Genomic DNA, 19,605 nt, shown 5'->3' on the forward strand with positions numbered 1-19,605 from the left:
TTGCTCCCGGCGATACGCAACCCTTTATAACGAAGACCGACCAGAAGAAGGCCGCCCCGCCGTCGCGAAAGCCGTCCAGTCAAATTTTCCTACATGACTTTCAGATTGTGTTTCCGCGCAGCTCTGTGCAACCTGCGCCCTGAATTTCACAGCACGGATGCAAGACCAAGTCATGTCCCATCGTCGCCTCGCCCTTTCGAATAAAAAAGTCCGCAACATTCCGCGCCGCTTACGAGCTCTGGCGGCCTGGGCCGCTGATTTCGAGGGATACTTTCCAGCGGATCTCACGCTCGAGGACAAGTACTGCAACTGGAAAATTCCAATCCACATGTCGATGGTCGAAGGAAAACAGGCGACACCCGACCTGAAAAGGCAATGCGCCCAGCACCTGATCGACGCGGCGCAGCATCTACGCCTGGCCCGACCGGAGCATGCGCTTGACTGCAGGGTGGTCGCAGCCATTTGTGTTCCCGGTATGTTTTCCAGCGAAATCTGTATCTATGCGGATCTGGAATATCACCGCGGTCATATACCTGCCTCCGACAGCGAATATGTGGAAACCGGCAGAAGCCTGTCTCTGGAATGGGGGCTGGTTTTGCCACAGGGCATGGGAGAGCGAGGCTTGCGCTACGAGGTTGAAGGCTGGGATGGCCAGTATTACCACGAGGAACGCTGGTATTTTGGCGAGGTGGATTGACACCTCCACGCAGTCGGCACTCGCGCCTCGCAGCGCTTTGCGCAAGAATGTCGCCCGTTCGCCTTGAATCTATGGAAATACTCATGAATGTAATCACCACCGACCTGCCCGGTGTTCTGATCATCGAACCGAAGGTGTTTGGTGACGAGCGCGGTTTTTTCTACGAGAGTTTCAACGCCAAGGCGTTTCTGGAAGCAACCGGCCTCGATGTTCAATTTGTGCAGGACAACCATTCGCGGTCACAAAAAGGCGTACTGCGTGGCCTGCATTACCAACTGCAGCAAACCCAGGGCAAACTGGTTCGGGTGACCGCCGGTGAAGTGCTCGATGTTGCCGTGGACATCCGCCGCAGCTCGCCCGATTTCGGCAAATGGGTGGCCGTGCGTCTGTCTGCCGACAACCACCGGCAGATGTGGATACCGGAGGGTTTTGCCCATGGCTTTGTGGTGCTGAGCGATTACGCCGAATTTCTTTACAAGACCACTGATTACTACTCACCCTCAGCCGAACGCGCGATCCGCTGGGATGACCCGGACCTGGGCATCGACTGGCAACTGGACGCAGCGCCTAAACTGTCGACCAAGGATCAGGCGGCCGCACTTTTCAAGGACGCTGACGTCTTCGCCTGAGGCAAGGTCTGGACAAAAACTCGCCGAGCGGTGATCAGGCAAGGCAAAAACAGGCGAGGAGCGGAGTCCAGGCCCCCTAAATGAGCATTCCGAGCCTGTTTTTAACGCAGCATGATCGACGCGCAGGCAGTTTTCGTACAGAGCAGAGGCATAATGCGCCTGTCCCTACAGGCGTATCCGGCTCATGAAACCAACACTCCCCCGCAGACCCCGCTGGCGCAGCCTCGCGCTGTTGGCCCTGTGCCTGGCGCCGCTGCTGTGGCCGCTGGAACACCTTGCCGAACGCTATTACCGCAGCGAACTCGCCGGGCAGAATCGCCAGACCCTCGACCTCTACGTCGCCAACCTGCTCGGCACCCTGCATCGCTATGAAGTGCTGCCGCAGATCCTCGGCGACCTGCCCGCCCTGCGTGCGGTGCTCGGTGCGCCGGACGACGGCGTGACCCAAGGCAACGCCAATCGTTTGCTGAAAAACATCGCCGCGCAGACCGGCGCCGAAGTCATGTACCTGATGGACACGTCCGGCCAGACACTGGCGGCGTCGAACTGGGACAAGCGTGACAGCTTCGTCGGCCGCAACTTCGCCTTTCGCCCGTATTTCAGCGAAGCCATGGCCGGACGCCTCGGACGCTTCTTCGGCCTCGGCACCACCTCGGCCAAACGCGGTTATTTCTTCGCCGCTGCCGTGCGCAACGGCGAGAAAATCATCGGCGTGCTGGTGATCAAGGTCGACCTCGACCACACCGAAAGCCTGTGGGGCAAAACCCCTGAGCAATTGCTGGTGACCGACCACAACGGCGTGGTCATTCTTACCTCGCGTCCGGAGTGGCGTTTCCGATCAACCCGGGAACTGAGTGATTCCGAGCGCGCCGCGATCACCGCGATCCAGCCCTACCCGACCCGCGAACCCAGATCGCTGAACCTCAGCCCTGACGCGTGGCTGACGCAGACCCACGACATTGCCGAAACCGGCTGGAGCGTGAGCATTCTCGCTCCGCGCACATTGATCGATCGCCCGGTGCGCACCGTAGTCGCGATTGGCGGCGCCACGCTGCTGGTGGTCATGCTGCTGGTGGGTTTGATGATGCAGCGGCGTCGGCATTATCTGGAGCGCATCGCCTTCGAAGCCAAGGCCCGCCGCGAGCTGGAAGGCCGGGTCGCCGAACGGACCAGCGATCTGGAAGGCCTCAACCGACGCCTGAAGCAGGAAGTGCTCGAGCGTGAGCACGCGCAGCAGGAGCTGGTGCGCGCCCAGGACGATCTGGTTCAGGCCGGCAAGCTGTCGGCGCTGGGCACCATGTCGGCGAGCATCAGCCACGAACTCAATCAGCCACTGGCGGCGATTCGCAGTTATGCAGAGAACGCCGAGGTGCTGCTCGACCATCAGCGCACCGACGACGCCCGCGGCAACCTCAAACTGATCAGCGAACTGACCGGGCGTATGGCCTCGATCATCGCCCACCTGCGCGCCTTCGCCCGCCGCGATCGCCACGCACCGGAAAGTGTCGCGCTGCAACCGGCGCTGGACGATGCGCTGGCATTGCTGGCCAAACGTCGGCGCAGTATGGAAGTCGAGCTGATCCGCGACCTGCCTGCCGCCACGCTGTGGGTCGAGGCCGGCGAAACCCGATTGCGCCAAGTGCTCGGCAATCTGCTGGCCAACGCGCTTGATGCGCTGACCGAAAAAGGCCCGCCGCGCAAATTGTGGCTGAGCGCCGAAGCCACCGCCGAAGGCGTCAATCTGTACATTCGCGACAACGGCCCCGGGTTCTGCATGGAAGCCCTTGGCCGCGCCAGCGAGCCCTTCTACACCACCAAGACCCGCACGCAAGGCCTGGGTCTGGGGCTGGCCATTTGCGAAACGCTGATGCGCGCCTTCGGTGGTGAGCTGTCGTTCGCCAACCACAAGCAAGGCGGCGCCCTGATCACCCTGCGCCTGCGCGCCGGTGCGCCCGGAGTCAGCCTGCAACCGTCCGAGGATCGAAGTGCATGACCATCGACAATCGCATCCAGGTAGTGTTGATCGACGACGATCCGCACCTGCGCCAGGCCCTCGGCCAGACCCTGGACCTGGCCGGTCTGAAAATCCTGCCACTGTCCGAAGCCAAAGGCCTGGCCGCACAGCTTGAGCGTGACTGGCCGGGTGTGGTGGTCAGCGACATTCGCATGCCGGGTATGGACGGCCTCGAACTGCTCAATGAATTGCATGCACAGGATCCCGAGTTGCCGGTGCTGCTGATCACCGGCCATGGCGACGTACCGCTGGCGGTGCAGGCGATGCGCGCCGGCGCTTACGACTTTCTGGAAAAACCCTTTGCCAGCGATGCCCTGCTCGACAGCGTGCGTCGTGCGCTGTCCTTGCGCCGCTTGGTGCTGGACAACCGCAGCCTGCGTCTGGCCTTGAGCGACCGCAACGAACTGAGCGCGCGACTGGTTGGTCACTCGACGCCGATGCTGCGCCTGCGTGAGCAGATCGGCGCGCTGGCCGCGACCAAGGCCGACGTGCTGATCCTCGGCGAAACCGGCGCCGGCAAAGAGGTCGTTGCCCGTGCGCTGCATGACTTGTCGAGCCGCCGCAACGGTCCGTTCGTGGCGATCAACGCCGGCGCACTCGCCGAATCGGTGGTGGAAAGCGAGTTGTTCGGCCACGAGCCCGGCGCCTTCACCGGCGCGCAGAAGCGCCGCATCGGCAAATTCGAATTCGCCAACGGCGGCACGCTGTTCCTCGACGAAATCGAGAGCATGAGCATGGACGTGCAAGTGAAATTGCTGCGCATGCTGCAAGAGCGGGTCGTCGAACGCCTGGGCGGCAATCAGTTGATCCCGCTGGACATCCGGGTGATCGCCGCGACCAAGGAAGACCTGCGCCAGGCGGCGGACCAGGGCCGCTTCCGCGCCGACTTGTATTACCGCCTCAACGTCGCACCGCTGCGTATCCCGCCCCTGCGCGAACGTGGTGAAGACGCATTGGTGCTGTTCCAGCATTACGCCGACGAAGCCAGCGCTCGCCACGGTTTGCCGCCCCACGAACTGCAACCGGCGCAACGCGCATTGCTGCTGCGCCACACCTGGCCGGGCAACGTACGCGAATTGCAAAATGCCGCCGAGCGTTTTGCGCTGGGCCTGGAGCTGGCATTGGATAGCAGCGCTGACGGCAGCGGCGCCGCGCCTGTGGAAGTGGTCAACGGCGGCCTCAGCGAGCAAGTGGAAAACTTCGAGAAGTCGTTGATCGCCGCCGAACTGGCGCGCTCGCACAGTTCGGTACGCAGCCTCGCCGAAGCCTTGGGTATTCCGCGCAAGACTCTGCACGACAAGTTGCGCAAACACGGCCTGAATTTCGGCGACAGCAGCCACGGGGAAGAGAGCGAATGAGCAGCGCAAGCGAATACCTGGAAACGGTGCTGCATCACGACATTCCGCTGACCGTCGAAATGGGGCTCAAGGTGCTTGAGTGGCGAGAGCAGCAATTGAGCCTGCACCTGCCCCTCGCGCCCAACGTCAATCACAAGAGCACCCTGTTTGGCGGCAGCCTCTACTGCGGCGCGGTGCTGGCCGGTTGGGGCTGGTTGCATTTACGTCTGAAAGAAGAAGGGATTACCGACGGACACATCGTCATCCAGGAAGGGCAGATCAGTTATCCGCTGCCCGTGACCGGGGACGCCGTGGCCATATGTCCGCCGCCGGATGCAGCGGTGTGGAAGCGGTTTTTGGCGATGTATCGGCGTTATGGGCGGGCGCGGTTGACGCTGGATACGCGGATCCTGAATGCGGGAAGTCAGGCCGAGGCGGTGAGATTTACCGGGCAGTACGTGTTGCACCGCTGAAGATCAAAAGCCCCCTCACCCTAGCCCTCTCCCGAGGGAGAGGGAACCGATACGGGGATGCTGCAGATTCAAGTCGACCTGAAACTGCTTCGCCGAATCCACAATCGACTCGATTCTCCAGGTCCATGCATAGCGCCAGACCCCTCACCCCAGCCCTCTCCTGGGGGAGAGGGCTGGGGTGAGGGGGAATTCCGGATCAGCAGTTAACCTCGAGCCAACTCCAACAATCTCTCGCGCCACGCAGCCTTCGCCGGCAGCGCCAGAAAGAACTCGTTCAACAGCGATTCCCGCGGCGGATAACTGAACGCCTCGCCGCTCAGATCCAGCACCTCGCCACCCGCCCCTTCCAGCACCCCCTGAGCTGCCGCCGTGTCCCACTGCGAAGTGGGCGCCAGGCGTGGATAGCAATCGGCAGCACCTTCGGCCAACAGACAAAATTTCAACGAACTGCCAATACTGGTCAGTTGCAGCTCACCGAGACTCGCGCTCAACCCGGCCAGCAGACGCTCTTGCTCAGGACTTGAATGACGGCGGCTGGCGACCACAGTAAACGCCTCGCCCGGCGCAGGCACGTCGCGCACCTGAATCGGCACCGGCGTTGCGCCCTTGTCGCCACGCCAGGCACCCAGTTCGGCGCCGCCGACGTAAAAACGACCGTTGGTCGGCATCGTCACCACGCCAAACACCACCCGGCCGTTTTCGATCAGTGCGATGTTGACGGTGAACTCCTCGCTGCCGCTGATGAACTCCTTGGTGCCGTCCAGCGGATCCACCAGCCACCAGCGCTGCCAGCCGGCGCGCACATTCTGCGGGATATCGGCGTCCTCTTCGGACAGCACTGGAATGCTCGGATCAAGCGCCGTCAGCCCGGCAACGATCAGGTGGTGTGCTGCCATGTCAGCAGCCGTCACCGGCGAATCATCGGACTTGGCCGTGACTTCAACACCGGCACGCCAGAACGGCAGAATCGCCTCGCCGGCCTGTAACGCCAGCTCGACCACCGGTGCCATCAACGGATGGGGAAAATTCATCAACGTCTCACTCATAGCTGAACACCCCGCGCTGGGTCAGCAGGTCACGGGTCAAATACAGCGCCGCCAACGCGCGGCCTTCGGTAAATTGCGGATTCAGCGCCAGCGCCGACAGTTCGCGCAGATTGACCTTATCGACGCGCATCGGCTCAGGCTCATCGCCTTCCAGCCGTTCCTCGTAAAGATCAGTGGCGAGGACGACTTGAATCTTTTGACTCATGTAACCGGGCGACAGCGACAGCTCGGTCAGATGCTCCAGTTGGCGCGCGCCATAACCGGCCTCTTCCTTGAGCTCCCGCTCGGCCGCCGCCAGCACATCTTCGCCCGGCTCGATCAGGCCTTTGGGCAGAGACAGTTCGTACTCCTCGGTCCCGCCGCAATACTCTTCGATCAGCACCGCATGTTCGGCGTCGAGCATCGCGACGATCATTACCGCGCCATACCCCGCGCCTTTGCCGACCAGACGCTCGTAGGTGCGCTCCACGCCATTGGAAAATCGCAGCTTGAGTTCTTCGACGCGAAACAGGCGACTGGTGGCGACGATCTCGCGGGCAAGTACGGTGGGTTTCTGGCGCATGCAAAGCTCCTTGGCGTGAACGCGCTACTATAACGCGGCTTTCCCGATTGTTTGCGTCGGATATCCTTTCACCGTTCGAGACGTTGCCATGCCCTCTTTACCGTGGTCCGACATCGATACCGTTCTGCTCGACATGGACGGCACGCTGCTGGATCTGCACTTCGACAACCATTTCTGGCTCGAGCACCTGCCCCAGCGCTACGCCGAACTGCACGGCATCAGCCGGGCGATGGCAGAGCTGGAATTGCAGCCGTTGTTCGAACGCCACGCCGGCCAGTTGCAGTGGTACTGCCTGGATTTCTGGAGCGCGGAGCTGAAACTGTCGGTGCGGGAACTGAAACAGGAAACCGCGCACTTGATTGCCCTGCGCGCGGATGCCGACACCTTTCTCGCCGCGATCAAGCGTGCCGGCAAACGGGTGATCATGATCACCAATGCGCACCGCGATTCGCTGTCGTTGAAACTGGAACGGATCGAACTGGCGCCCTACTTCGAGCGGCTGATCAGCTCGCATGACTATGGTTTTCCCAAAGAGAACCCACAGTTCTGGGACGCCTTGCAGGCGGACATCGGTTTTGATCCGGCGCGCAGCCTGTTTATCGACGACACCTTGCCGATCCTGCGCAGTGCACGGGATTTTGGCGTGGCGCATTTGCTCGCAGTGAAAGAACCCGACAGCCGCAAAGGGCCGAAGGACACGGCGGAGTTCGCCGCAGTCGGGGATTATCGCGAGCTCATTACCGGACTCTGATCCCTGTAGGAGCTGCCAAAGGCTGCGATCTTTTGATCCTGGTTTTAAAAATCAAAGTCAAAAGATCGCAGCCTTCGGCAGCTCCTACATGACTGCGTTATTTTGGAATGCGCAGTTTTTGTCCCGGATAGATCTTGTTCACATCCTTGAGCATCGGTTTATTGGCATCGAATATTTTCTGGTACTGGTTGGCATTGCCATAGACGCGCAGTGAGATCGCACTAAGCGTGTCACCTGCCTTGACCTCGACAAGCTCGGCGGCCGCCACAACCGGGCCGGTCACGGTGATCTGATCATCGACGCTGCCTACGCCCGCAATGTTGCCTAGCGCAAGCAGAACCTTTTCCTTTTCTTCCTGGCTCGCCACTTCACCGGTCACCGTCACCTTGTCGCCATCCACGGTCGCCTGCACGTTGGGATTGCCCAACCCGACCTTGCTGATATGTTCCTTCAACTGCTCACTCGCATTGGCATTGCCTGGGGTCAACAGATCAATCAGCTTCTCACCGGCCTCTTTCACAAAGCTCAACAGACTCATAGCACACACTCCTTGATTTGGGTTCCAGTCGTCCAAGCCTAGACCACCCCGGCCAAACCCGGTTCCAGTCCGACCAATGACGCTGCCGCGCCGCAGGCGGTAGAATCGCCACACCCCGCCAACCGCCCGGAGCGAAGATGGACATCAAGCAGCTGAAATTCCTCATCGCCCTCGACGAAACCCGCCATTTCGGTCAGGCCGCCGCGCGCTGCCACATCACCCAGCCGACCCTGTCGATGCGTTTGCGCAGCCTTGAAGAAGAACTTGATCTGCCACTGGTCAACCGCGGCCAGCGCTTCGAAGGCTTCACCGCGCCGGGCGAGCGTGTGCTGGCCTGGGCGCGTACGGTACTGGCGGCCTACGACGGCTTGCAGGCGGAAGCGGCGGCCTGTCGCGGCAACCTGATCGGTACGCTGCGCCTGGGTGTGGTGCCGCTGTCGAGTTTCGATCCGTTACCGCTGATGCAACGTCTGCACGCAGCGCACCCGGAGCTGCGCTTCGAGCTGTCCTCGCTAAGCTCCGAGCAGGTGCTCGAACACTTGGCGAACAACCGCATCGACATCGGCGTTTCCTATCTGGAGCGTCTGGACAGTGAGCGCTTCGATTCGCTGGCCTTCAACGAGACCCGCATGGGCCTGCTCTACGACGAGCGCTCGTTCAGCTTCGGCGAAGCGCCCCTGAGCTGGGAATCACTGATCGAGCTGCCGCTGTGCATGCTCACCAGCGGCATGCATTTTCGCCAGTCCATCGACCACAACTTCCACAGTCGGGGCCTGACGCCGCAGCCGCTGCTGCAAACCGACGCCGTGCATCAATTGCTGCAAGCGGTGCACGGCGGTTTTTGCTGCGCGATCATGCCGCTCGACGGCGGCGCGGAAACCCTCGCCGATCATCTGCGTCTGCAACCCATCGAGAATGCCCACACCCTCGCCCCGCTGGGCCTGATCATGCGTCGTGGTGCGCCGCGTTCAGCGCTGGCTGAGGCATGTTTCGCGCTGTATCAAAAATCGCCAAAAGACGCTTGATCGACGGCATCTATCGGTAGATCGGTAATAGCGATTAGACGCGACAACTTGCCGCGCCTAGTCTTGACCTAGATCAAACCGTCGGTGATGCCATGAACGCCAAGCGTCCAGCCTGCGCGGCGCCAGCAATCGAAACGCCCGCGCCTGCCGCCAGCCAGACCTACAGCTACAGCGATTTATCCTTCGAGGCATCGGCCAGCACCGCGCTGGCCGAGGAAGTCGCGTTGGCGATCGCCTACAACGGCATCAGCCAGGCAGTGATGCTGGTCACCCCGACTGACCTCGAAGATTTCATCGTCGGTTTCAGCCTCGGCAGCGGCATCATCGAAGACGCCAGCGATATCTATGATCTGCAACTGACGGGTGCAGGCTCGGCGCAATACGCGCAGGGGACCATCGCCAACCGGGCGCTCTGGAATCTCAAGCAGCAGCGTCGGCAGTTGGCCGGCACCAGCGGTTGCGGATTGTGCGGCGTCGAAGCTGTGGAACAGGCGTTGCCCGATCTTAAAGTGTTGCCGGGCGCAGCCTTGCCACCGATCGAATGGCTCGACGGCTTGCGCCAGCGCATCGGCGCGTTCCAGCCGCTGGGCCAGCACTGCGGCGCGGTGCATGCGGCGGTGTTCATGAATGCCAGCGGTGAATTGCTGCTCGGCCGCGAAGACATCGGCCGGCACAACGCGCTGGACAAGCTGATCGGCGGTTTGATTCGCCAGAAAATTTCCACCGAGGGTGGGCTGGCGATTGTCACCAGCCGTTGCAGCCTCGAACTGATCCAGAAAGTCCTGCGTGCCGGCATCCAGACCCTGGTCAGCCTGTCGGCACCCACCGGCCTGGCCGTGCAATGGGCCCGGCGCCACAACCTCAATCTCATCCACCTGCCGCAGAAAAGTGCGCCGCGGGTGTACAGCCCCGCGATGGAGAATCAAGCGTGAGCCAACATCATCAAGCCGACCAGAAACCTGTTCCGCGCTACAAGCCTTACAAAGGCGCCGCCGGCGGCTGGGGCGCCCTGATCAGTGTGGCCCAGGCGTGGTTGACCAGCGACAACGCCTTGAAAAACCTGCGCATGATGCTCAAGACCAACCAGAACGGCGGCTTTGACTGCCCGGGTTGTGCCTGGGGTGATTCGCCGGAAAGCGGCATGGTCAAGTTCTGCGAGAACGGCGCCAAAGCGGTGAACTGGGAAGCGACCAAGCGCCGCGTCGATGCGAAATTCTTCGCCAAGCACAGCGTCACGTCGCTGCTGGAGCAGAGCGACTACTGGCTGGAATATCAGGGCCGTCTGACCGAGCCGATGGTTTACGACGCCGAGTCCGATCGCTACAAGCCGATCAGTTGGGAGGATGCCTTCGCCCTGATCGGCAAGCACCTGCGCAATCTGCCGAGCCCGGATCAGGCCGAGTTCTACACCTCGGGCCGCGCCAGCAACGAAGCGGCGTATCTGTATCAGTTGTTCGTACGGGCTTACGGCACCAACAATTTCCCTGACTGCTCGAACATGTGCCACGAGGCCAGCGGCGTGGCGCTGGCGCAGAGCGTCGGTGTCGGCAAAGGCACGGTGACCTTCGATGACTTCGAACACGCCGACGCGATTTTCGTCTGGGGCCAGAACCCCGGCACCAACCATCCGCGCATGCTCGAACCGTTGCGTGAAGCGGTGAAACGCGGTGCCCAGGTGGTGTGCATCAACCCGCTGAAGGAGCGGGGCCTGGAGCGTTTCCAGCATCCACAGCACCCGATCGAAATGCTCACCAACGGCGACAAGCCGACCAACACCGCCTACTTCCGCCCGGCACTCGGCGGCGACATGGCCGTGCTGCGCGGCATGGCCAAGTTCCTTCTGCAATGGGAGCGCGATGCGCAGAAAGCTGGCGAGCCGGCGGTGTTCGACCATGATTTCCTCAATGCCCACAGCGCCAACGTGCTGGAGTATCTCGCCACTGTCGACGACACCTCGTGGGAGCAGATCGTCGAGCAGTCCGGCCTGACGCTGGTCGAGATCGAGCAAGCCGCGCGCATGTACGCCAAAGGCAAGAACGTGATCATGTGCTGGGCCATGGGCATCACCCAGCACCGCCATTCGGTGCCGACCATTCAGGAGATCGCCAACCTGATGTTGTTGCGCGGCAACATCGGCAAGCCGGGCGCCGGTCTGTGCCCGGTACGCGGTCACAGCAACGTGCAGGGCGACCGCACCATGGGCATCAACGAGCGTCCGCCGGTGGCGTTCCTCGATTCGCTGGAACGTCGCTTCCAGTTCAAGGTGCCGCGTCATAACGGCCACAACGTGGTCGAGGCAATTCATGCGATGGCCGAAGGTCGCGCCAAGGTGTTCATTGGGTTGGGCGGCAACTTTGCCCAGGCCACCCCGGACAGCTCGCGTACCTTTGAAGCACTGCGCAACTGCGACCTGACCGTGCAGATCAGCACCAAACTCAACCGCAGCCACCTCGCTCACGGCAAGGATGCGCTGATCCTGCCGTGCCTGGGGCGTACCGATATCGACATCCAGACCGAAGGCGCGCAAGCGGTGACCGTGGAAGACTCGTTCAGCATGGTCCACGCTTCCAACGGCCAATTGCAGCCGCTGTCGAACCAGATGCGCTCGGAGCCGTCGATCATCGCCGGCATCGCCGCCGCCACTCTGGGCAGCCAACCGGTCGACTGGAACTGGCTGGTGGCTGATTACGGACGCATTCGCGAACTGATCGCCGACACCATCCCGAACTTCAAAGACTTCAACGAGAAGATCAAAAACCCGGGCGGCTTCTATCTGGGCAATTCCGCTGGTGCACGCAAGTGGAACACGCCGTCAGGCCGGGCCAACTTCCGCGCCAACCAGTTGCCGAAAGATCTGGTCCACGAGCGCACTCGTGCCACCGGCCAGGTGCCGGATCTGATCCTGCAATCGATGCGTTCTCACGATCAGTACAACACGACGATTTATGGACTTGATGACCGTTATCGCGGCGTGAAGGGCCAACGTGACGTGCTGTTCGCCAACGAGGCCGACATCATTCGTCTGGGCTTCCGTCCGGGGCAGAAGGCTGACATCGTGTCGATCTGGGACGACGGTCGCGAGCGCCGGGTGAAAGGGTTTACATTGTTGGCGTTCGACATTCCTGCCGGGCAGGCGGCGGCGTACTATCCGGAAGTCAATCCGCTGGTGCCGCTTGAAAGCACTGGCGATGGCAGCCATACGCCGACCTCGAAGTTCATTGCGATCCGGCTGGAAGCGGCGAGTGAGACTGGGTTGATCATGGCCAAGTCTGCTTGATGCGGTGACTGGACGATTGCTATCGCGAGCAGGCTCACTCCTACAATTGACCGTGTCCTGTCTGTAGAAACGCGGTCACTGTAGGAGTGAGCCTGCTCGCGATAGCGGTAGCCGATTCACCGAATGTCTCACTCAACATTTTTCGACCGCCCACAAAAAAGGCCGTTTTTGTATAAAAACGGCCTGTCCGAAGTAGCTAAAGACCGGCGAAAATCGGTTAAGTTCCGGTGAAAAAACAGTAACTTGCAATATTGTATACATGTCGTGTTATTCGTCGGATTTTGATTGTCACGCCCAATGCAGAGCCTCAGGATCGGCGCCGTCATCCCTTTGAGGCTCATCCTCTATGAAGTTCTCCTCGATTCTCTTGTTGTCCCTTGGCCTGGTCAGTGGCTTCGCTTCTGCCGGAGGCACCACCGAAGCAGGTGTGGGCGGCGCATTGGGCGGGGTTCTTGGCTCGGTCGTCGGTCAATCGTTAGGCGGCAATACAGGTTCCACCATCGGCGCAGCCCTGGGCGGCGCGGGTGGTAGTGCGGTCGGCGCAGACAAGCGCAGCCGTGGCGAAGCGGCCATCGGCGGTGCACTGGGTGCAGCCGGCGGTAACGTGGTTGGCCGCAGTCTTGGCGGCACCACCGGCAGCCTGATCGGCTCCGCAGCAGGTGGCGGCGCGGGCGGCGCGCTGGGTAACTACATGGGCAACAAGAGCGACGACGATGATCGTCGTTACGACCGTCGCCATGATGACCGTCGCTACTACCGCGACCGTGGTCACCCGGGTCGCGGCCACGCTTACGGCCACCGCAAGCATCACAAGTACTATCGCCACCATTGAGGCGAAAGCTTGAACGAAAATCGCAGCCCCTTGGGCTGCGATTTTTTTGCGCGATCAGATGACCAACCGTTCCAGCGCCCCGCGCAGACCTGCAGGAATCGGCACCGGCTGATTGCTCGCCCGATCGACAAACACATGCACGAACCGCCCCGCCGCACACGCCTCGCTTTCGCCGACCTTGAACACCGCCAGCTCGTACTGCACCGAACTGTTGCCCAGCTTGCCGACCCGCAGTCCGATCTCGATCAGATCGGGGAAAGCGATCGAGGCAAAGTAATCGCACGCCGAACTGACCACGAATCCCACTACTTCGCCGTCATGAATATCCAGGCCGCCGACCTGAATCAGATAAGTGTTCACCGCCGTGTCGAAGAAGCTGTAGTAGGTGACATTGTTGACGTGACCGTAGGCATCGTTGTCGTGCCAGCGTGTGGTGATGGGCTGGAAGTGAGGGTAGTCGGAGCGTTGTGGTGTCGGGCTGGACATTGACCAAGGATTCCTTCGGATTTTTCGGCGAGTCTAATTCAAACCGTGGCAGCACCTTCGCGAGCAGGCTCGCTCCAATATTGAAAGGCGCGAACCTGTGGGAGCGAGCCTGCTCGCGAAGGCGATGTATCAATCGCAGCATTGTTCAGCGATCAGCAAACCCCCTCCCCTGCGCCGCCAGCTCGCCAATCAGCCGCGCCGGCTTCCACTGATCGCCCTGGCGCGTCTCCAGCGCCAGCAGGCGCTGATGGATATCCGCCAGCCCCTGTTGATCCGCCCAGGCCATCGGCCCACCCTTCTCCGCTGGAAACCCATAGCCATTCAAGTACACCAGATCGATGTCATGGGCCGAGCCGGCAATGCCCTCCTGCAGGATCTTCGCGCCTTCATTGACCAGCGCCAGCAAACAGCGCTCAAGGATTTCTTCAGGACCGATGTCGCGACGCTGGAAACCCAATTCCTCACTGACCCGCAGCACCAGTGCATCGACCTCGGGATCATGCTCGGCCTGCCTACTGCCCGGCTCGTAGTGGTAATAACCATTACCGGACTTCTGCCCGAACCGGCCCATTTCGCACAGGCGGTTATCGATCTGCACCTCCGGCGCATCCTGGCCCTTGCCAGCGAGCTCCCGAGCACGCCACTCCAGATCGATACCGACCACGTCGTACATGCGAAACGGCCCCATGGCGAAGCCGAAACCTTGCAGCGCGGAGTCCACCTGCTGTGGATAAGCGCCTTCGAGAAGCATCTTGCGCGCTTCGATTACATACGGATGCAGCATGCGATTGCCGATAAAACCGTGGCAGTTGCCCGACACCACGCTGACCTTGCCCATACGCTTGCCGAGGGCCAAGGCGGCTTCGAGTGCCGCCGGCGACGTTTGCGCGCCGCGTACGATTTCCAGCAGTTTCATGATGTGCGCCGGGCTGAAGAAGTGCAGGCCCAGCACCTGTGCCGGGCGCCGGGTCGCAGCGGCAATGGCGTCGATGTCCAGCGCCGAGGTGTTGCTCGCCAGCAGAGCTTCAGGCTTGAGCAGGCCATCCAGCTCACGAAAGATCTTCTGCTTGAGCTCGAGGTTTTCGTACACCGCTTCGATCACCAGGTCGACATTGCGGATCGTCGCGTAATCCGCCGCCGCAGAGACGCGAGCGATACGGGTATCCGCTTCGGCCTGATCGATGCGGCCCTGACGCACGTTGTGTGCATAAGTTTCGGCGACCGCCATCAGCGCCTGCTCGAGCATCTGTGGATTGTTATCCACCCACTGCACGCTCACGCCGGCATTGGCCAGGCACATGACAATGCCACGGCCCATGGTGCCTGCGCCGATCACCGCAGCCTGCTGGATTTCGAAGGATGTCTGGCTCATGTTGTTCTCTTGTGAGTGGCCCGAAGACAGATTCCAACCTTAGTCAGGCCACGACGCTTTTTGAAGTCTATTAGCGTGATGATCGACATTCAGCGGATGGATGCAGCGCCCACAGATCCTCTGCCTAATCGAGCAAGTGATTGTCTGCCCATTCCCGGACTTCAGCGTAGGGATACTCCTCCAGCGCTGCGAATCCTGGAATCGCGCGCGCCTTGAGCCTGGTGAACAAAGGCACGCTGATACCGCAGAGGAATCGCGTCAGGCGTTCGGCCGACGGAATGCGCCCAGTGTGCTGCTCATGCCTGTGGATAAATTCATCACACAATTCTGCGAAGTTTTTATCCACAAGCGGCGGCAACGCTGGCGGCTCGGGCAACCGGGCGACATGGCCGTGACACACCGAACAATGGCCACAACGCTCGGGGGCATTGTGATCACCGAAATATTCGGCCAGGCGATAACCCAGGCAGCGTTCGGTGGCGAACACCTCGAGCATGGCGTGAATCCGCGCCACCTCAGTCTGTTCGTGGCGGGTGAAATACTCGTGCAGCTCAGCGCTCAGGGCATCGCTGGCAAAATCACTGTGCAGCAGGCTGTAAACCTCGGTCATCTGCTTGCTCTCAAGCTCGACCCAGCCTCTTTCCTGGAAGTAATCCAGCGCTGTCACCACGCGATTGCGCTCCGCGGAATACTGCGAGTACATCGCCTCGAAATCTACCGTGGCCCAAGTGCGTGCTCGCGCGGACGTTCTGATGATCGCCGCAACGAAATCCCTGCGCTCGCCTTCAAAACGCTCGAGCAGTGCCTCCGGCTCGAGCAAATATTTGAAGCGATACTCGGCGTAATAGGCGTAACGCGGAGCGATCAGACCGCGCAGTTCCAGCTGCACCAGCAGCGTCTTCAATGGCAACGAGCGAATATTGCTCTGATCCGCCAATGGCCCGAGCAGAAACTCCCACTGCCCCTCAGGCACCGAAGCTTTCAGTTCATCGAGTACATAACGAATGCCATCGCGCTCGGGTGTGTCGCCGTAAACGAAGTTCTCCAGCACATTGAGGCTGTCGCGATTGGCCAGCACCAGGCAGTCAGAGGGCTGACCGTCACGGCCGGCACGACCGATTTCCTGGCTGTAGTTTTCGATGGATTTGGGCAGATCGAAATGCACAACGTTGCGAATGTCGCTCTTGTCGATGCCCATGCCGAAGGCAATGGTGGCGACGATGCAATTGGACTGCCCGGCCATGAAGCGGCGTTGAATGTCCTCACGCTGATCGTGGGGCAAACCTGCGTGGTAAGCCTCGGCCTGGATACCGTTGCGCTCGAGATGCTCGGCAATGTGCTCGGCGGTCTTCTGCAACGTGACGTATACAATGCTCGGTTGCCCGGGGCGCTCGGCCATCCATTCCACCAGCCGCCGGCGCTTGTCGTGGCCGCGCACAGGCTCAACGAGCAGGTTGAGGTTGGGTCGGTAAAAACCAGTGGTCACCACATCTGCCGGGGCAATGGCGAACTTGGTCTGCATGTCGGCGATGACTTTCGGTGTGGCCGTAGCGGTAAGCAGCAGGGCCTGGGGGATGTTGAACTGGCGCTGGTAGTCCAGCAGTTTCAGGTAGTCGGGACGAAAGTTGTGGCCCCACTCGGAAATGCAGTGTGCTTCATCGACCACCAGCAACGAGATCGGCACCTGTTGCAGAAAATTGCGGAAGCGCTCGTTTTTCAGGCGCTCGACGGAAATCATCAGAATTTTCAGCTCGCCCGAACGCGCACGGGCCATGACGTCGTTGGCATCCTCGCGGCTCTGCGCCGAATCGATACTGCCTGCCGAGATGCCGTGGCGCTTGAGAAACGCCAGTTGATCCTGCATCAACGCCAGCAGCGGCGAGACCACCAAGGTCAGATGCGGTAGCAGCAGGGCCGGCAGTTGGTAGCAAAGCGACTTGCCGGAGCCCGTGGGAAAGATCGCCGCCGCCGAGCGCCCCGCCAGCACCGCGCTGATGGCGGCCTCCTGACCGGGTCGAAACTGTGGATAACCAAAAACCTGTTCCAGGGTGTTGTGCATTCGCTGTCACTCCTTTGACTGCTGCCATGCCCAAAGCCTAGCGGGCGATCGCAGCGAGTCGAGAAAAGGTTGGGGGCAAATCGATACGGAATGATACAGGGTATCAAGCGTACACGAGGGATCGTCAGGTAGATGAAGTATCCGGACAACTAACGATTCCGCTCAATAAACTTTCATTACAGAAAAAACAAAAAACAGATTTATTCGAATCTACAAGAATCGAAACAACCAGGCACTTTATCAAGCGAACCCACTCAAACTAATTTACTTGCTCTTAAAACAAACGAGAGCAACAACATGACAACGTTAACCATTTTTTTCTGCGGTACCGGTTCAAACAAGTTTGATGACAAACATAAAAGCTTCTGGGATGGCGAAATCGTTTCTACGCTTGCTGCACACCACGGCGGACGCGAATTTGCCGATTGGATCGTGGTCGACGGCCCTGGCAGCGGCAATCTGCAAGCCGATGACCTGTTCACCAAGACCTCCGAATACGGCCTGTCTGGAACCCTGTTCGGTAAAGGCTGGGACGAAAACGTGCAACACGCCATAAATGTCATCAAAGGCAAATGCGACTGGCAGCGTAAACAACTTACCGAGGCAGAATATAACCGTCTGAAAGCCGCAGGCATTCCTATTGAAGATGTGAAAGTGGAAGGCTCCTGGTTGTGGCGCCAATACAACTATGGCGAGCGGAGTATCACGCAGCAGAAATTACAGGAACAGATCATCAAGACTTTCCGCAAGGACAGCATCATTCCCACCCGAGTCAATATGGTCGGCTGGAGCCGTGGGGGGATCAGTTGCCACATGTTGGCCAATGCCATGTTCAAGGACGCTGCCCTCAAACATATTCCGGTGAATATATTTGCGATTGATCCAGTTCCGGGTATCGGCAACTTTCAGGAAAACCGGGTGAAACTTCAGTCCAACGTCAAGGAATACATCGCTTTCTATGCCCGCGACGAGCGCTCGAAAGGCTTCAGTTGCGTGATTCCACAAACAGCCACGGGTACCAGGACCTCGATCTACCCAATGGCCGGTCGCCACGCCACCCTCGCTGGCAACGCTACAGCCCTTGGGGGCGACCCCACCAGCGGCAGCGACCTCAACGCCCTGATCGAGCCCGGCCGCATCGTTCGCCATTTCGCCGAAACCTGCCTCAAACGCTGGGGCGTCCCACTGAGCAAGACCCTCAACCTGAGCAATGCCGACCTGCTCCGATTCACCGGCGCCATCGTCAGCGACGAAGCTCGCTACAAGAAGATGCACAGCCAGTCCTACACCTATTTCACCGAGCTGGACAAAGGCGAGCGCTATGTCTCGCTGGGCAGCAAAGGCGTGCCGTTCTCGGCAGTCAAAGGCACGATCTACCGGCCGGCAACCGGACTGACCACGAGCCTGCTGGATATTTCCGGTTACCAGCATCTGCGTTGAAAAACGTTGAAGAATCGATAGCAACGTCCGGCAAAGAGTTCGTCCCGTTCCTACTTCACGTGATGCCTTGTCGGCTATCGCGAGTTGGTGGTGCGAACCTATAGTCGTGGGTGTCGCTGTGTGTTCAGCGACTCGGGCTTGGTCACCCGATTGGTTCGTGTATACGCATGCACTGTATGCTGCGGGCACTCATTTGCCTGCAGTTTATGGTGACTGTGTTTGGGACACCCTCGGGTGTGCCGGGTATGTGCACGATCCTCACCGGTTGACCAACCCGAACACAGTCGCCTCCTGTCGCTTGGTCACGATGTGGCGGCTTCATTTGCAGCATCCGAGGGTCGAAAAATGAAAGCACGCAGTCAATACACCACCGATCGCTACCGCCCACTCGAATCAAACCTCACCGACAGCAAACCGCTGATCATCGACACACAAGCCAATCCGCAGGACATCCTCGAGTGCGCCGTCCAGCGCCTGCGCGCCTCCAGCGACCTTCTGCAAACCCTGTACTGCCTGAGCTTCAAACAAGCCGACGTCGAAGACATCCCCCACATCACCCACGCCCTGTACCTGCTGACCCAGGACGGCTGCGACCTGCTGCAAGTCGCACAGACACAAATGCTCAACTGGAAAGCGCCGGCCTAAGCCGAGCAGCCTTATCACCGCCGATCCCTGTCGGCGATCAACCACCAATCATCCTCATCAACACTTCAGCATTGCCTGAAAGTAAGTCACTGGCGTACATTGACCATGATTTTTATTGAGACTTCAGTCTTTACCCGCCGAGTAAGAGAGTTACTGGACGACGATGCCTACGCCACCTTTCAAAAGCAGCTGGTCGCAGACCCGTCCATTGGCGATGTAATCGAAGGGACCGGGGGGGTGCGTAAAGCACGAGTCGCCTCCAAAGGCCACGGTAAACGAGGAGGAGCAGGGGTCATCTACTACCACTTCGTTTCAGCATCACAGATCGCGTTGTTGATGATTTACTCAAAAAATGAGCAGCAGGATCTTACTCATGACGAACGGAAAGCACTGAAGGCCATGATTGGAAACTGGAGGTAACC

At 60.1% G+C, this 19,605-nt stretch carries 19 protein-coding genes; 13 read left to right on the forward strand and 6 right to left on the reverse strand.

The features are described from left to right. Positions 1-172 precede the first annotated feature (172 nt). From AEQ63_RS10830 to AEQ63_RS10850, 5 genes are all read left to right on the forward strand, one after another. Positions 173-697 carry a DUF3916 domain-containing protein gene (locus AEQ63_RS10830; protein ID WP_064363412.1) on the forward strand — a complete coding sequence of 175 codons (525 nt, stop codon included), beginning with the start codon at positions 173-175 and terminating at the stop codon, positions 695-697. Positions 698-780: 83 nt separating this feature from the next. Next, on the forward strand, positions 781-1,326 hold the full coding sequence (gene rfbC / locus AEQ63_RS10835; protein WP_042608602.1) for a dTDP-4-dehydrorhamnose 3,5-epimerase: 546 nt from the start codon (positions 781-783) through the stop codon (positions 1,324-1,326). A 184-nt stretch (positions 1,327-1,510) separates the two neighbouring features. Continuing rightward, a complete protein-coding gene (locus tag AEQ63_RS10840; RefSeq protein ID WP_064363386.1) occupies positions 1,511-3,319 on the forward strand; it encodes a sensor histidine kinase in 1,809 nt (602 codons plus the stop codon). After that, positions 3,316-4,698, forward strand: a complete 1,383-nt coding sequence (locus AEQ63_RS10845; protein ID WP_042608600.1) for a sigma-54-dependent transcriptional regulator — start codon at positions 3,316-3,318, stop codon at positions 4,696-4,698. The genes AEQ63_RS10840 and AEQ63_RS10845 overlap by 4 nt, the downstream gene beginning before the upstream one ends. Beyond that, the gene (locus AEQ63_RS10850; protein ID WP_064363387.1) at positions 4,695-5,150 is read left to right on the forward strand and encodes a YiiD C-terminal domain-containing protein; all 456 of its coding nucleotides are present in this window, start codon (positions 4,695-4,697) and stop codon (positions 5,148-5,150) included. The genes AEQ63_RS10845 and AEQ63_RS10850 overlap by 4 nt, the downstream gene beginning before the upstream one ends. 203 nt (positions 5,151-5,353) lie before the next feature. On the opposite strand, the gene cysQ is transcribed toward AEQ63_RS10850, so the two are convergent. After that, a complete protein-coding gene (gene cysQ, locus AEQ63_RS10855) occupies positions 5,354-6,181 on the reverse strand; it encodes a 3'(2'),5'-bisphosphate nucleotidase CysQ (RefSeq protein WP_064363388.1) in 828 nt (275 codons plus the stop codon). Between the two features lie 7 nt (positions 6,182-6,188). Then, complete coding sequence (gene nudE / locus AEQ63_RS10860) at positions 6,189-6,758, reverse strand: ADP compounds hydrolase NudE (protein WP_042608597.1); 570 nt, start codon at positions 6,756-6,758, stop codon at positions 6,189-6,191. An 88-nt stretch (positions 6,759-6,846) separates the two neighbouring features. Here nudE and yrfG point away from each other — a divergent pair, with 88 nt between their 5' ends. Then, a complete protein-coding gene (yrfG, locus tag AEQ63_RS10865; protein WP_064363389.1) occupies positions 6,847-7,509 on the forward strand; it encodes a GMP/IMP nucleotidase in 663 nt (220 codons plus the stop codon). Positions 7,510-7,606: 97 nt separating this feature from the next. On the opposite strand, the gene lysM is transcribed toward yrfG, so the two are convergent. Then, entirely contained in the window at positions 7,607-8,047 is a 441-nt protein-coding gene (gene lysM / locus AEQ63_RS10870; protein ID WP_042608595.1) for a peptidoglycan-binding protein LysM, read from the reverse strand. A gap of 137 nt (positions 8,048-8,184) precedes the next feature. Between lysM and AEQ63_RS10875 the strand changes: the two genes are divergently transcribed. The 4 genes from AEQ63_RS10875 to AEQ63_RS10890 all read left to right on the forward strand — a co-directional run bounded on the left by AEQ63_RS10875 (position 8,185) and on the right by AEQ63_RS10890 (position 13,181). Continuing rightward, positions 8,185-9,072 (forward strand): LysR family transcriptional regulator, encoded by an 888-nt coding sequence (locus AEQ63_RS10875; protein WP_064363390.1) that lies wholly within the window; start codon positions 8,185-8,187, stop codon positions 9,070-9,072. A gap of 92 nt (positions 9,073-9,164) precedes the next feature. After that, on the forward strand, positions 9,165-10,004 hold the full coding sequence (fdhD, locus tag AEQ63_RS10880) for a formate dehydrogenase accessory sulfurtransferase FdhD (RefSeq protein ID WP_064363391.1): 840 nt from the start codon (positions 9,165-9,167) through the stop codon (positions 10,002-10,004). Further along, positions 10,001-12,349, forward strand: coding sequence for an FdhF/YdeP family oxidoreductase (locus AEQ63_RS10885; protein ID WP_042608592.1), 2,349 nt, complete (start codon positions 10,001-10,003; stop codon positions 12,347-12,349). The genes fdhD and AEQ63_RS10885 overlap by 4 nt, the downstream gene beginning before the upstream one ends. A 346-nt stretch (positions 12,350-12,695) precedes the next feature. Beyond that, positions 12,696-13,181: a glycine zipper domain-containing protein gene (locus tag AEQ63_RS10890; protein WP_039756448.1), complete on the forward strand. Its 486-nt coding sequence runs from the start codon at positions 12,696-12,698 to the stop codon at positions 13,179-13,181. Positions 13,182-13,235: 54 nt separating this feature from the next. Here the strand turns inward: AEQ63_RS10890 and AEQ63_RS10895 are convergent, their stop codons facing one another. From AEQ63_RS10895 to AEQ63_RS10905, 3 genes are all read right to left on the reverse strand, one after another. Then, positions 13,236-13,667 carry an acyl-CoA thioesterase gene (locus tag AEQ63_RS10895; RefSeq protein ID WP_064363392.1) on the reverse strand — a complete coding sequence of 144 codons (432 nt, stop codon included), beginning with the start codon at positions 13,665-13,667 and terminating at the stop codon, positions 13,236-13,238. A gap of 145 nt (positions 13,668-13,812) precedes the next feature. After that, entirely contained in the window at positions 13,813-15,039 is a 1,227-nt protein-coding gene (locus tag AEQ63_RS10900) for a 3-hydroxyacyl-CoA dehydrogenase (protein WP_064363393.1), read from the reverse strand. Positions 15,040-15,163: 124 nt separating this feature from the next. Next, on the reverse strand, positions 15,164-17,098 hold the full coding sequence (locus AEQ63_RS10905; RefSeq protein WP_064363394.1) for a RecQ family ATP-dependent DNA helicase: 1,935 nt from the start codon (positions 17,096-17,098) through the stop codon (positions 15,164-15,166). A 297-nt stretch (positions 17,099-17,395) separates the two neighbouring features. Here AEQ63_RS10905 and AEQ63_RS10910 point away from each other — a divergent pair, with 297 nt between their 5' ends. From AEQ63_RS10910 to AEQ63_RS10920, 3 genes are all read left to right on the forward strand, one after another. Then, complete coding sequence (locus AEQ63_RS10910; protein ID WP_064363395.1) at positions 17,396-18,538, forward strand: hypothetical protein; 1,143 nt, start codon at positions 17,396-17,398, stop codon at positions 18,536-18,538. Positions 18,539-18,883: 345 nt separating this feature from the next. Next, complete coding sequence (locus AEQ63_RS10915) at positions 18,884-19,183, forward strand: hypothetical protein (RefSeq protein WP_064363396.1); 300 nt, start codon at positions 18,884-18,886, stop codon at positions 19,181-19,183. 105 nt (positions 19,184-19,288) lie between these two features. Next, positions 19,289-19,603, forward strand: a complete 315-nt coding sequence (locus AEQ63_RS10920) for a type II toxin-antitoxin system RelE/ParE family toxin (RefSeq protein ID WP_064363397.1) — start codon at positions 19,289-19,291, stop codon at positions 19,601-19,603. Positions 19,604-19,605 lie beyond the last annotated feature (2 nt).

The organism is Pseudomonas sp. RIT-PI-o (assembly GCF_001297215.1).
GTDB lineage: Bacteria > Pseudomonadota > Gammaproteobacteria > Pseudomonadales > Pseudomonadaceae > Aquipseudomonas > Aquipseudomonas moraviensis_A.